Here is a 13,481-nt window from a genome sequence, read left to right on the forward strand (position 1 = left end):
CCCAGTGCGCGTGCAGAGTTTCTCCGACCTCAGAGGTCGCCGACCTGCGCGGGCATACATAAAGCACGGCGAACCACCTTTCTAGGTAGTTCTCAGACCTATCCAGCGGCGCGATATTCGGCGGCGTGACTGGGAAGACGGATTCTCTCAGCGTAGCGACATTGGGAGATCAGCGATGCGTACGACGACGGGCGCGCCCGGCTTAGATGGCCCGGCGAAGGCCGGACGGACAGGCGATGGCCCGACCCTTTCTTCGTCCTCTCAGGCGCTATTCCGGCACTCGCAGCTTCCACCGGCCAAGGTGCCGGCGGTGGAGCAATGAAGTGAAGAATCTGCCTGCCCGTCGACAGCGCCGCGAGCTTCTAATGCGATCAGCTCTCCTGAGCGGCACGGCTTATGCCCTGATCGGTTGCACCTGTGCGCACGCCCAGACGGTCATCAATGTGTCCGACAGCGCCGGCCTGTCGGCGGCGATCGCGCAGGCCGACAGCAATGCCAGCGCGAGTTATGTCATCAATTTCCAGAACAACATAACGCTGACTGGCGCAGCGGCCGACACGCTGAGCGCCTTCAACACCACCAGCAACGTCACGGTGAATGGCGGCGGCTTCAGGCTGGACGGCGGTGGTGTGCAGCGCGGGTTCTTTGTCTACGCAGGCACTGTCGCCGTCAACAATCTGACGATCCAGAACACCCAGGCGCTCGGCGGCAATGGGGGCACCATTGGATTCGGTAGCGGGGGCGGCGCTGGCGGACTCGGTGCCGGCGGCGCGCTTTTCGTGGCGAGCGGCGGCCATGTGACCGTGAGCAACGTCGTTCTTTCGGGCAACAACGCAACGGGCGGCGCCGGCGCTGTCGGCGGTCACGGCGTGCCGGGCGCAGGAACGGCCGGCGGCGGAGGCGGCGGTCTCGGCGGCAATGCAGGGGGTGGGGCCGGTGGCGGTGTCGGACGCGGCGCCGATGGCGACACAGGGGTCGGAGGTGGAGCGGGCATTGTCGTGGGCGCGGCAAGTGGCGGACAAGGTTTCGGCGGTTCCCCCGGTGGCATTAACGGCGGAGGTGCCGGCGATGGAGGCGCCGGCGGGATCGGTGGAAGTCCTATATTCAGCAATGGCCAAGGCGGATTCGGCGGCGGCGGCGGTCATAGCGCTGCGGACGACAGAGGCGGCACAGGGGGATTTGGCGGCGGCGGCGCAGGGGGGCACTCGATAGCGGGCCATCAGGGAGGCGCTGGTGGCGTTGGCGGCGGCGGCGGCGGCGGCGGCGGGGCCGACCACTTGGGTGAGGTGGCCGGAACGGGCGGGAGTAGAGGATTTGGCGGTGGCGGCGCCGGAAACGGCAGCAGCATCGCGGCGAACGGTGGGAGTGGCGGAGGCGGCGGCGGAGGCGGCGGTGCCGGATTGGGCGGCGCGCTGTTCGTTCAGGAGGGCGGCTCGCTAACGATCGCCGGCGCGTTCAACGTCAACGGCGGCAGCGTCGCCGGGGGAGTCGGCGGCGCCGGCGGCAACGGTTTTGGCGGCGTGGACAATGGCACGGCGGGTAGTGGCGGTTCTGCCTTCGGAGCCGGCATCTTCCTTCAAGGCAACGGCATCCTCAACTTCCAGCCCGGCGGCGGTGCGACGCAAACGCTTTCGGACGGCATCGCCGACCAGACCGGTTCTGGCGGCACGGGTGTCGACGCCGGAACCTGGGGACTGAACAAGAACGGCGTCGGCACGCTGGTGCTCTCGGCGGCCAGCACCTATAGCGGCGCAACGATAGTAGACGGCGGAACGCTGCGCGCCGGACATGCCGCCGCGTTCGGGACCAGCGACCAGTTTTCGGTCGCGGGCGGCGCGACGCTGGATTTGAACGGCTTCAACCAGACATTCGCCGTTTTGCAAGGCGCCGGCACAGTGACCGGCGCCAACAGCACGATCTCCGGCATCTTTGCGCCTGGCAACGGCACGCCAGGTTCGTCGATGGCGATAACAGGCAATCTCGCGTTCCAGGCGGCCGCGCAATATCTGGTCCAAATCGACCCCACGACCGCCTCTTTTGCGGTCGTCAACGGTACAGCGACGCTTGGCGGCGCTGCGGTGGGCGCCAGCTTTGCGCCCGGGACCTATGTGCAGAAGAAGTACACCATCCTCACCGCGACCGGTGGCGTCGGCGGTACCTTCGGTGGCGTGATTACTTCCGGTGCGCCATCGAACTTTTCTTCGACGTTGAGCTACGATGCCAACAACGTCTACCTGGACATGGTGCTGAGTTTCGCCATTCCAGGCGGCCTCAACCCCAATCAGCAGGCGGTCGGCGACGCGCTGACGAAGTTCTTCAACACCACCGGCGGCATTCCCGCAGTGTTCGCAAACATGTCGCCGAAGGGGCTCTCGCAGGCGGCCGGCGAGACCGGAACGGGATCGCAGCAATCCACGTTCAACGCGATGAACCAGTTCATGGGCGTCATGACCGACCCGTTCATTGCCGGGAGGGACGAAGGCGCGAACACGCCCGGCACGGCGCCAGGTTACGCCGACGCGGAAGCGCTGGCGCATGCCGCGAAGAAACGCAATCCGAGCGATGCGCTGGCGGCGATTTACACCAAGGCGCCAGCTGCGGTGCCATTCCAGCAGCGCTGGAGCGTATGGGCGGCCGGCTTCGGCGGCTCGCAAACGACGGATGGCAACAACGTGACCGGCTCCAATGCGGCGACGTCGCAGGTCTATGGCACAGCTGTTGGCGCCGACTATCGCTTCTCGCCGTTTACCATCGCCGGCTTCTCGCTGGCCGGCGGCGGCACCAGTTTCAGCGTCGCCAATAACGGCACCGGGCGTTCCGACCTGTTCCAGGCCGGCGCGTTCGTTCGGCACACTATCGACGCCGCCTATGTCTCCGGCGCGCTCGCCTATGGCTGGCAGGACGTCACCACCGATCGCACCGTTACCGTCGCCGGCATCGATCGGCTGCGCGCGCAGTTCAACGCCAATGCCTGGTCGGGCCGCGTCGAGGGCGGCTACCGCTTCGTGGCGCCCCTGATCGGCGGAATTGGCTTCACGCCCTACGGGGCGGGCCAGTTCACCACGTTCGAACTGCCGGCCTATGCGGAAGGTGTCATCTCGGGCAACAACACCTTTACGCTCGCTTATACGGCGAAGAGCGTGACCGACACCCGCAGCGAACTCGGCGTGCGCGCCGACAAATCCTTCGCCATGCAGAGCGCGATGCTGACGCTGCGCGGCCGCGTGGCCTGGGCGCATGACTTCAGTTCCGACCGCGGCATCGGTGCGACGTTCCAGACGCTGCCGGGCGCCAGCTTATTCGTCAACGGCGCCCCGCAGGCTAGCGATTCCGCGCTTCTCACCGCATCCGCCGAAACCAAATGGATGAACGGCTGGTCGACCGCCGCGACTTTCGACGGCGAGTTCTCCAACGTGACGCGCAGCTACGCCGGCAAGGGCGTGGTGCGATATGTGTGGTGAACTCCTCGGGTGGCAGCGGTGCCGTCGGAAACGATCAAGCCGCGCCATGACATGATGACGCTCGGCGTGGAAGACAAGTTTGATTGAACGCCGTTCGCGGACCGGACCACTTCGACGTCGTCACGGCGCCGGACACGCCGCTCCGGTCTTCACCCAGGCCTCGACCAGCGCGCCGGCCTGCTCTTGCGTGCCCGGGGCGGGCGTGCGGCCGAAGCCGGGCTTCCAGGCCCAGCCGACGAGGGTGTCCTTGCCGATATGGTCGATCAGGTCTTCCACCTTGCGCCCGCCATTGCGCGCGGGATCCCTGATCTGCTCGCAGATCTCGCCGACGGTCTTGCCCTCCCAGGCCATCTCGCGCGGGGCGAGATGCCATTCGGGATGGCCGGGCATGCGGCCGGGCTCGAAATTGGCCTTCTGGTGACAGGTGTTGCAGCGCATCGCCTCGAGCCCGTGGCCGTCAGCGCCGCGCGTGACCGGCGGCTGATGCAGGCGGGCATTGTCGCCCTGGTGCGGCCTGTCGCCGGCCGGATGACAATTGGTGCAGCGCGGATGCGTCAGCACCTTGCCGAGCTCGGTGAAGATTGCGGCCGAACGCTTGTCTGTGTCGCCGATCGAAGCAAAGCTCTCGGGTGAGGCGAGGGCGTAGCCTGCCGTCTCCGACGCCGCGTAGCCCGCACTGAGACTGCCGGCGAGGGCGGCGACCACGGCAATCATCTTGAACCGCACGTCGAAGATCATGATGCGTGTCACTTGGTGGCCATGAGGTAGCGCTTCGAGTCGGCGAGGATCACGTCGCGCACCGCCTCGTGATATTTGATGTAGCCGGTGCAGCGACAGAGATGGCCGTCGAGCGCATCCGCGATGGTCTGCTCCAGCGCCTCGCGCGCGACCGGTGTCCGCGACAGGCGCTCCAGCAAGACCTGGCCCTCATTGAGGAAGCCGGCGGTGCAATAGCCGCACTGAAAGGCGAAATGCGCGATGAAGGCCTTTTGCAGGGTCGAGAGCTCGCCGTCCCTCGCGTGCCCCTCGACGGTGCGGATCGACTTTCCGTCGAAATTCACGGCGGGCGCGACGCAGGTCGGGCTGGTGGTGCTGGTGCCGTCGGGCGCATCGATGATGACGGCGCAGCTCAGGCATTGCGCGGCGCCGCAGCCGAACTTGGTGCCGGTCATGCCCAGCATCTCGCGCAGAAAATCGTTCATCGAGAGATCTTCGCGGACGTCCATCGGGCCGTGCTTCTGGCCGTTGATGGTGAGGCTGAGGGTCGTCACGCGAGCACTCCCTTCAATAGGCTTGCGGTGACCGGCAGCGCGCGGAAGCGATGGCCGGTGGCGTCGTGGATGGCGTTGATCAGCGCCGGCACGATCGGGATCATCACGACCTCCGCCATGCCCTTCGGTGCTTCGTCTGCCGTTTGCGGCTTCAGCATCTCGATCTCGAGATCGCGGAGCGGCAGGTCAGAGCCGCGTGCGACCAGATAGCGCCCGAGATTCCATTCGCCGTTGCCCGGCCCGCCCTCGAACGGGGGCAGGGTTTCGAGCAGCGCGTAGCCGACGCCCATGGCGAAGCCGCCCTGGGCCTGGCCCATCACCACCTCGGGCACGAGCGCGGTGCCGCATTCGAGCACACTATAGGCCTTGGCGATGCGCAAGCTCCCGGTTGCGCGCTCGATCTCGACGCGAACGACCGTGCCGCACATCGAGGTGTAGGCGGTGCCGATCCGGTTGTTGTCGGTCGGCGGAAACTTGACGCTGGTGCGGTTGATCCGCTCGAACTTGCCGTTGCCTTTGCGGATCGCCAGCGCGTCGATGTCGGCGCGGTATTGCTCGCCGGACAGCGGAAAGCGTGCCCGCGACCACGCCCAGCGCGAGAAGCTGTGCGCGACCGCACCGGTGACGAAGCCGCGCGCGTGAGCTGTTGCCGCGAGCACGGGAAGGGCGAGCGGTTCGAGGCCGGGCATTGTGAGCTGGCCATTCTGCCAACTTGCGCTGGCCCATTGCCGCGCGCGCGGATCAGTCTTTGCGATGCGCCACAGCTCGAGCGCCGCCGGCCACAGGCCGAAGCGGAAAATCACGCGGGCGGCTTCCGCGGCGGAATGCGTGCCGACATGCGCGCCGATCGAGGAGCTTGTCGGCGAGCTGATCGCGGGCACCCAGCGCGGATTTTTCTCCGCGGCATCCTGGGTCTTCTGGTCCATGGTGGAGGGATCGCCTGATGTGACCAGCCCGAGCACGTCATAGCTGTCGACGCGGGCGACCGAGACCTCGTCGGCGATGGCGCCGAGATGACCGGCGACCCGGTTGGCCAGCGCCGTCCCGATGCCGTTGCCCATTTCGACATGATCGCAATAGATGACGATCTTGCCGTCAGGTCCAAGCTCCACGCGTCCGAGCGAGCCGTCCGCGCCGGAGCCATAGTCTTTCGTCACGCAGGCGACGCCGGTGCCGACCAGTCGATCCGATGAGGTCTGTTTGAACTGCGCCCGCTGCTGCCAGATCGGGTGCTTCTCGAGCTTGTCGAGGATTTCGGGCGTGCGCACCGAGACGATGTAGGGATTGCCCGTCATGGTCCGGCCGTTTTGCGGCAGCGCGTTGCGCCGCCGGAATTCGATCGGATCGCGTTTGAGCTCGGACGCGGCTTCGTCGATCAGGACCTCCAGCGCCGTCATGGCTTGCAGGATGCCGTAGCCGCGCATTGAGCCCGCGCTCACACCGCGCGAGTGCACCGCGACGGTCCTGACGTCGACCTTCGGAATGTCGTAGATGCCGATTGCACCGGTGGCTGCGACGACGGCGACGCTGGCCGAGAAATGGGCGAGCCCGCCGCCGTCGAGCACGTGATCGGCGGCGAACCCCTTGATCTTGCCGGTCGCGCGATCGATGCCGATGCGCGAGCGCATCTTGATCGCGTGGCGTTTGATGCCAGCCTGAAACTGCTGGTAGCGGTCATGCGCCAGCCGCACCGGCTTGCCAGGAAAGCAGACCGCCGCAAGCGCAACATAGAGAATAAAAGGCGTGTGATCGCGACCACCAAAGCCCCCGCCGACATGGGCGAACTGCGCGTTGATGTGCGCCGGCTTGTAGGGCGCGCGGGCCTTGCCGAGCAGATGCGCGATCGACTCCGCCGCCTCGTAAGGCGACTGGACGCCGAGCAGCAGTTCGAGATTGCCGCCCTTGCCGTCGTACCAGGCGAGCCCGCATTCCGGCTCCAGGAACATCGGGTCGACCGATTGCGTCTCGAACTCGCGGTCGAGCACCAGCATCGAGGCGTCATCCGCGGCAAGCTCGCCGCGGATCTGCTCGCCATATTTCGCCGCCTTGGCGTAATCCGCCGGCATGTCCTTCGCGAGCGGCGACCACACCGGCAGCGCCGCGCTCTGGACCTTCTTGGGCGAGACCCAGCCGGCCTGGAGCGGCGAATAGACATCCGGTTTGTCAGGTGAGGGACCGGCCACGCGGGTGAAGCGGAAGGCCCCGTAATCGGGGACGACGACGGGCCCGGTCTCCTCGCCGAACTGGACGAACGTGCCGTCGCGCAGCGCCAGACGCGCCTGGTCGAAGGCGTCGAACTTCTCGAAGATCAAAAGCGCGACCGGCTGTCCCAGATAAAGCGGCGTCTTGCCGATCGGACACAACAGGTCGCCCGCATAGAATTCCGGCACCTGTGTCCCGATCCGGTCGAGATCGGCGGCAGTCACCACCACCGACGGCTTGAGCGCGCCGCCGAGGCGGGCGAGGTCCAGCCCGGTATAGACATGCGTGGCGTCGTTGGCGCGGACCAGGATGGCGTGCGAGGTGGCCTGCGGCCAGCCGGGGAGATCGTTGGCGCGGAAGTCGGAGGCGTAAAGTTTTGCGCCGGTGACCTTGGCGACGCCGTCGACACGGCCGGCGCCCGTTGTCGCGGGATTGAACTTGCCGCGTCCAGGCAGCGTCTCGTGCGCTGCGAAGGGCACACCGGCCGCGGACGCCAGATGTGACAGGCTGACCGAGATGCCTCCCGCCGACAACCACTTCACGAACTCGCGTCGCGAAGTCCCCATGATCATATCCTTGTACAGAATTTCGAGAACATCGGGATGCCGTCAGCATGCGATGTCCGAAGGGCATAGGCGCGCGCCAGCGCGAATCCGTCACGATGCATCATGCGACGATAGAACGGGTGAGAAGGTTTACAACCGCTGAATGTCGTGCGCTCGCAGATCGAATTGTGGTTTCGTGCTTGCTTTAGAATCGAATCGAACGGAAGACGGTCCGGCAACAGGGGGGCGCAATTCAAATGCAGCAGGATCCGAACGGTGCGTCTTCAGTCACCAGGGCGATGGGTACGACGACATTGTCGCGCCGCCAATTGCTGGATTGCGGTCTCAAAGCCGGCGCGTTGTCGCTGTTCGCAGGTGCCGCAAATGCCCAGCACGCCATGCACGACCATGCGGGCACGTCCCACACCGCGGACATGTCGCCGAGCATGGGGATGGTCGCTGAAACGCCCGTTCCTGCCATGGACCAAGCGCTGGTCGAGCCCGAGGTGCGGCGGTCCGTCAATGGCGTGCTGAGCACGACGTTGCGCGTCGGCTATGCCTATCGCCAGATCGGCGGCGTCAGGCTCTATGTCAGATCCTATGAAGGCGGCAGCCCCGGACCGACCCTGCGCATGAAGCCCGGCGAAACCCTGCGCATCAAGATGATCAACGATTTGCCGCCGAACCGCGATGGATTGCCGGCCGACATCAGCCATCCGCACCAGTTCAACAACACCAATTTCCATTTCCACGGCGCGCATACCAGCCCGAGCGGGATTTCCGACAACGTCATGCGGTCGATGGCGCCGGGCCGCAGCTACAACATCGAAATCACCCTGCCGGCCGATCACACCAGGGGCACCTACTGGTATCACCCGCATCACCACGGCAGCGCCGACATCCAGATGTCCTCCGGCATGGTCGGCGCCGTCATCATCGAGGGCGATTTCGCCGAAATTCCCGAGATCGCTACGGCTCGCGAACGGCTCATGGTGCTCACCCAGGTGGTCTACGATGCCAACGGCATGGTCGAGAATTTCGAGACGCTGTTTCCCGAGACTGCCACGCGCTTTCTCGCCATCAACGGCCAGCGCCGGCCGATGATCGAGATGCGGCCAGGCGAAGTGCAGCGCTGGCGCATCCTCAATGCCGCCTATCAGGACGACATGCTGCTCGACCTGGAAAAGCACGATCTGCATGCGATCGCCTATGACGGCATCCAGCTCGGCGCCATGCAGCCGCTCAAGCAGGTCCTGATCGCGCCTGGGCAGCGCGCCGACATTCTGGTGAAGGCAGGCGCCCCCGGCACCTACGCCTTCAATGCCGCGCCCTACGACCAGGGGCATCCGTCGCCGGTGGGACCGCTGGCCCGGGTCGTGGTCTCAGGCGCGCCGATGGACATGAAGCTGCCGCGCACCCTGCCGCCGGCGCCGCTCGCGGCCATCAAGGATTCCGAGATCACCAACCGCCGCAAGGTGGTGCTGTCGGCCACCGCGCCAGAGGCCGATGCGGCCGGCCATTGGCAGGAATTCCAGTTCTTCGTCGACGGCAAGAAGTTCGACCCCAGCCGCATCGATCAGCGGGTCAAGTTGGGCGCGGTCGAGGAGTGGACCATCGTCAACACGCATGAGCATGATGACCACGTGTTCCACATCCATACCAACCCGTTCCAGGTGATCTCGGCCAATGGCAAGGCGCTGGCGGTGCCGGAATGGCGGGATTCCGTGATCGTGGAGCGCAAGGGCGGGGTGGTCGTGTTCCGCTCGCGCTTCATCGATTTCACCGGTGTCTACATGCTCCACTGCCACATGATGAACCATGAGGAGATGGGCATGATGCAGACCGTGGAGGTCTATAAGCCGTAAGCTGCGGGTCGAATTGCGGGAATTTGGCGGCGGGCAGGGCTGATCCGGGTCCGGCCGGGCTTCCCCTGACGGCCCGCATGGCCTATTGACGCTGCAACGCAACAATTCCCCCAAAAAGACCCCATGATCCGCCTCGACAACGTCAGCAAGCAAGCCGGCCACCAGATCCTGTTCATCGAAGCGTCCGCCGCCCTCAACAAGGGCGAGAAGATCGGGCTCGTCGGCCCGAACGGCGCCGGCAAGACCACGCTCTTCCGGATGATCGCCGGCGAGGAACTGCCCGATGAGGGGCAGGTCTCGACCGATCGCGGCATCACCATCGGCTATTTCAACCAGGACGTCGGCGAGATGGCCGGCCGCAGCGCCGTGGCCGAGGTCATGGACGGGGCGGGGCCGGTGAGTGCGGTCGCGGCTGAGCTGCACGAGCTCGAGACGGCGATGGCCGATCCTGATAAGGCCGACCAGATGGACGAGATCATCGCGCGTTATGGCGAGGTGCAGCACGCCTTCGAAGAGCTCGACGGCTACGCGCTCGACGGCCGCGCGCGCGAGGCGCTGTCCGGCCTCGGCTTCAGCCAGGAGATGATGGACGGCGACGTCGGCAAGCTCTCCGGCGGCTGGAAGATGCGCGTGGCGCTCGCCCGCATCCTCCTGATGCGCCCGGACGTCATGCTGCTCGACGAGCCCAGCAACCATCTCGATCTCGAAAGCCTGATCTGGCTGGAGAAGTTCTTGCACGATTACGAAGGCACGCTGCTGATGACCTCGCACGATCGCGAGTTCATCAACCGCGTGATCTCGAAAGTGGTCGAGATCGATTCAGGATCGCTCACCACCTACGCCGGCAATTACGAGTTCTACGAGCAGCAGCGGGCGCTGAGCGAGAAGCAGCAACAGGCACAGTTCGAGCGCCAGCAGGCGATGCTCGCCAAGGAGATCAAGTTCATCGAGCGGTTCAAGGCGCGCGCCTCTCATGCAGCGCAGGTGCAGAGCCGGGTGAAGAAGCTCGACAAGATCGAGCGGGTCGAGCCGCCGCGCCGCCGCCAGACCGTGGCATTCGACTTCCCGCCGGCGCCGCGCTCCGGCGAGGACGTCGTTGCGTTCAAAAAGGTGTTCAAGGGCTACGGCAGCAAGCGCATCTATGACGGGCTCGATTTCATGATCCGCCGCAGGGAGCGCTGGTGCGTGATGGGCGTCAACGGCGCCGGCAAATCGACACTGCTCAAGCTCGTCGCGGGTGCGAGCGAGCCGGACGAGGGCACGGTGGCGGTCGGCGGCAGTGTCAAGATGGGCTATTTCGCCCAGCATGCGATGGATTTGCTCGACGGCGAGCAGACGGTGTTCGAGTCACTCGAATACGCGTTTCCGACCGCGGGGCAGGGTTCGTTGCGCGCGCTCGCCGGCTGCTTCGGCTTCTCCGGCGACGACGTCGAGAAGCGCTGCCGCGTACTGTCGGGCGGCGAGAAGGCGCGCCTGGTGATGGCGAAGATGCTGTTCGATCCGCCGAACTTTCTGGTGCTGGACGAGCCGACCAACCATCTCGACCTCGCCACCAAGGAGATGCTGATCACGGCGCTGTCGGATTTCGAGGGCACCATGCTGTTCGTCTCGCATGACCGGCATTTTCTCAGCGTCCTGTCGAACCGCGTGCTGGAGCTGACGCCCGAGGGCATCCACCAGTTCGGCGGCGGCTACACCGAATATGTCGCGCGCACAGGGCACGAAGCGCCGGGGTTGCGGAGCTAGCATTCCGCTACGCCGCCTTGACGCGTTGCTGCCGCTCGCTACGCTGCTTAAAAAGGCGGGAGCGAAACAATCATGAAGCAGCTGCGCATCGGCGACATCACCATCGATGCAGTGATCGAGCGGGAAGGGCCGTGGCGGCGGCCGCAGGATTTTTTCCCGGCCTATGACGAGGGCGTGTTCAAGCGCCATCTGCCGACGATGGAGCCGGAGGTGTTCGACGCAGCGCACGGCGCGGCATGATGGTGATCACCTATCAGACGTTCGTTGTGCGCACGCCGCGCTACACCATTCTGGTCGACACCTGCACCGGCGAGGACAAGGGCCATCCGCCGCCGTTCGATTTTCCGGGCAAGGCGCGCTGGCGCAGCGAGCTGTTCGCGCTCGGCATCGGCTTCGACCAAATCGACTACGTCTTCTGCACGCATCTTCATATCGACCATACCGGCTGGAATACGACCTTGCGCGACGGCCGTTGGGTGCCGACGTTTCCGAATGCGAAATACGTCTTCCACAAGGGTGAATATGCGGCCTGGGAGGCCGAGCATGCCAAGGGCAGCAACCCGCCCGGCACCGTGTTCCGCGACAATTGCCTGCCGATCGTCGAGGCAGGCCAAGCGCTGTTGGTCGATGACGACTACGCGCTCGACGACACCGTCACGCTGACGCCGACGCCGGGGCATTCGCCCTGTCATTGCTGCGTGAACATCTTCTCGAAGGGGCGCCGCGCGGTGGTCGCCGGCGACCTCATGCACCACCAGATTCAGTGCCGCGAGCCGGACTGGTCGGCCAAGCCGGATTGGGATGCGAAGCAGTCGGCGGTGTCGCGGCGAAAGTTTTTTGCTTCCGTCGCCGATACCGACACGCTGATCCTGCCGATTCATTTTCCAACGCCGACCGTCGGGCTGATCAAGCCGCTCGGCGCCGCCTTTGACTACCATTTCAAGCGGGAGTAGGCGACCGCCTCGCCGTCATGGCCGGGCTCGTCCCGGCCATCCACGACCTTCTACGCGGAAACGAGAACGTAGATGCCCGGGACAAGCCCGGGCATGACGAGTTCGTGGAGGGACCGCACGTCGGACGGTCTAGTAACTGAAGAACATCCGCTGGATTTCTTTCGTGTCGGTCGTCTTGGTCAGCGCCAGCATCAGCAGAATGCGCGCTTTTTGGGGATTGAGCGTATCCGAGACGACGAAGTCGTGTTCGTCGTCCTTGGCCTCGCCGTTGCGCGCGACGATGCCGTTGCCGACACGGCTGCTGCGCACGATCACGACACCCTTCTTGCGGGCTTCGTCGAGGGCCGGCTCGACCGCGGGCCGAGCCAGGCTGCCGTCCCCCACGCCGGCATGCACGATCCCCTTGGCTCCGGCGGCGACAAAGGCGTCGATCGCGACCCGGTTCATGTTGGCGTAGCCGTAGACGATGTCGACTTGCGGCAGGACATCGAGGCCAGAGACGTCGAATTCGGAGTCTGCCGTGTGCCGGCGCGTCGATTGACGATAGAAGTACGGCTTGTTGCCCTGCATGTAGCCGAGAAAGCCAAGTTCCGGTGTCCGGAAGGTGTCTGCCGTCGAGGTGTTGTTCTTGGTGACATCGCGAGCCGCGTTGATCTGATCGTTGAGAGCAACGAGCACGCCCTTGCCGACGGCCTCGTCACTGCCTGCGAGGATCACCGCGTTGAAGAGGTTGATCGGCCCATCCGCGCTGATCGCTGTCGACGGCCGCATCGCGCCGACGACGACGACCGGTTTCTTGCTCTTGACGACGAGGTCGAGGAAATAGCTGGTTTCCTCGATCGTATCGGTCCCGTGCGTGATCACGATGCCATCGACGTCGTCCTGCGCGAGCAGCGTGTTGACGCGCTTTGCGAGCTTGAGCCAGTAGTCATTGTTCATGTTCTCGCTGGCGATCTGGAAAACCTGCTCGCCCTTGACGTTGGCCACCGTTTTCAGTTCGGGGACGGCATTCAGGAGGGTCTCGATGCCCACCGTGGCTGCGGTGTAGCCGACCACGGTGGTGCTGCTCGCCCCGCTGCCGGCGATCGTGCCGCCGGTTGCGAGCACCATGACGTTGGGCAGTCCCGGGCCCCGCGCGTTCGCGGCTTCAAGTCCGATGAGCAGCGCGAAGAGCAAGCTCATTGCCGCGATGAAGTGATGACGCACTCGAGGTTGCCACCTCTTGACGTCCCTTTCCTAGAAAGCCCTGTCGATGCGCCCCGCTTCGCTCAGCACCGCATGATCGGTCAGTCGAGAGCTCCTGTCTAGGGTGGCGACTTTCGGATGATTTGGTCTGGACGCCGGCATTGGAAGCACAAACGCGAATGGCCGGGACAAGCCCCGGCCATGACAGTGTTCGTTTGGCGATTGCCCGCTAAAGATGCAGCGAATTCGCGAC

General features: G+C 65.2%; 7 protein-coding genes and 1 pseudogene. 4 read left to right on the forward strand and 4 right to left on the reverse strand.

Annotated elements, in window-relative coordinates; all coding sequences use genetic code 11:
• The first annotated feature begins 365 nt into the window (after nucleotides 1-365).
• Nucleotides 366-3,461, forward strand: a complete 3,096-nt coding sequence (locus ABIB66_RS13775; RefSeq protein ID WP_354254945.1) for an autotransporter domain-containing protein — start codon at nucleotides 366-368, stop codon at nucleotides 3,459-3,461.
• A 120-nt stretch (nucleotides 3,462-3,581) separates the two neighbouring features.
• Here ABIB66_RS13775 and ABIB66_RS13780 read toward each other — a convergent pair whose 3' ends face one another.
• Genes ABIB66_RS13780 through ABIB66_RS13790 form a run of 3 tightly spaced genes read right to left on the reverse strand, consistent with a single transcriptional unit; the run spans nucleotide 3,582 to nucleotide 7,500 of the window.
• Nucleotides 3,582-4,199 (reverse strand): Isoquinoline 1-oxidoreductase subunit, encoded by a 618-nt coding sequence (locus ABIB66_RS13780; RefSeq protein ID WP_354204549.1) that lies wholly within the window; start codon nucleotides 4,197-4,199, stop codon nucleotides 3,582-3,584.
• Nucleotides 4,200-4,207: 8 nt separating this feature from the next.
• Nucleotides 4,208-4,732 carry a (2Fe-2S)-binding protein gene (locus ABIB66_RS13785; RefSeq protein WP_354203853.1) on the reverse strand — a complete coding sequence of 175 codons (525 nt, stop codon included), beginning with the start codon at nucleotides 4,730-4,732 and terminating at the stop codon, nucleotides 4,208-4,210.
• Nucleotides 4,729-7,500, reverse strand: coding sequence for a xanthine dehydrogenase family protein molybdopterin-binding subunit (locus ABIB66_RS13790; RefSeq protein WP_354203851.1), 2,772 nt, complete (start codon nucleotides 7,498-7,500; stop codon nucleotides 4,729-4,731). Before ABIB66_RS13790 ends, ABIB66_RS13785 begins: the two co-directional genes overlap by 4 nt.
• Before the next feature lie 236 nt (nucleotides 7,501-7,736).
• Here ABIB66_RS13790 and ABIB66_RS13795 point away from each other — a divergent pair, with 236 nt between their 5' ends.
• From ABIB66_RS13795 to ABIB66_RS13805, 3 genes and pseudogenes are all read left to right on the forward strand, one after another.
• On the forward strand, nucleotides 7,737-9,344 hold the full coding sequence (locus ABIB66_RS13795; RefSeq protein WP_354203849.1) for a multicopper oxidase family protein: 1,608 nt from the start codon (nucleotides 7,737-7,739) through the stop codon (nucleotides 9,342-9,344).
• Nucleotides 9,345-9,467: 123 nt separating this feature from the next.
• Nucleotides 9,468-11,090: an ABC-F family ATP-binding cassette domain-containing protein gene (locus tag ABIB66_RS13800; RefSeq protein ID WP_354254946.1), complete on the forward strand. Its 1,623-nt coding sequence runs from the start codon at nucleotides 9,468-9,470 to the stop codon at nucleotides 11,088-11,090.
• Between the two features lie 72 nt (nucleotides 11,091-11,162).
• A pseudogene (locus ABIB66_RS13805) lies at nucleotides 11,163-12,043 on the forward strand (MBL fold metallo-hydrolase).
• A 129-nt stretch (nucleotides 12,044-12,172) separates the two neighbouring features.
• Here the strand turns inward: ABIB66_RS13805 and ABIB66_RS13810 are convergent.
• Nucleotides 12,173-13,225 carry a type II asparaginase gene (locus ABIB66_RS13810; protein WP_354254947.1) on the reverse strand — a complete coding sequence of 351 codons (1,053 nt, stop codon included), beginning with the start codon at nucleotides 13,223-13,225 and terminating at the stop codon, nucleotides 12,173-12,175.
• Between the last annotated feature and the right edge of the window lie 256 nt (nucleotides 13,226-13,481).

The organism is Bradyrhizobium sp. F1.13.3, from assembly GCF_040548265.1.
GTDB lineage: Bacteria > Pseudomonadota > Alphaproteobacteria > Rhizobiales > Xanthobacteraceae > Bradyrhizobium.

Bases quoted from the DNA above. Each gene is read 5' to 3' on its own strand.
- ABIB66_RS13775 (WP_354254945.1), top strand. From the start codon at position 366: ATGCGATCAGCTCTCCTGAGCGGCACGGCTTATGCCCTGATCGGTTGC.
- ABIB66_RS13780 (WP_354204549.1), bottom strand. From the start codon at position 4,199: ATGATCTTCGACGTGCGGTTCAAGATGATTGCCGTGGTCGCCGCCCTC.
- ABIB66_RS13790 (WP_354203851.1), bottom strand. From the start codon at position 7,500: ATGGGGACTTCGCGACGCGAGTTCGTGAAGTGGTTGTCGGCGGGAGGC.
- ABIB66_RS13795 (WP_354203849.1), top strand. From the start codon at position 7,737: ATGCAGCAGGATCCGAACGGTGCGTCTTCAGTCACCAGGGCGATGGGT.
- ABIB66_RS13800 (WP_354254946.1), top strand. From the start codon at position 9,468: ATGATCCGCCTCGACAACGTCAGCAAGCAAGCCGGCCACCAGATCCTG.
- ABIB66_RS13810 (WP_354254947.1), bottom strand. From the start codon at position 13,225: ATGAGCTTGCTCTTCGCGCTGCTCATCGGACTTGAAGCCGCGAACGCG.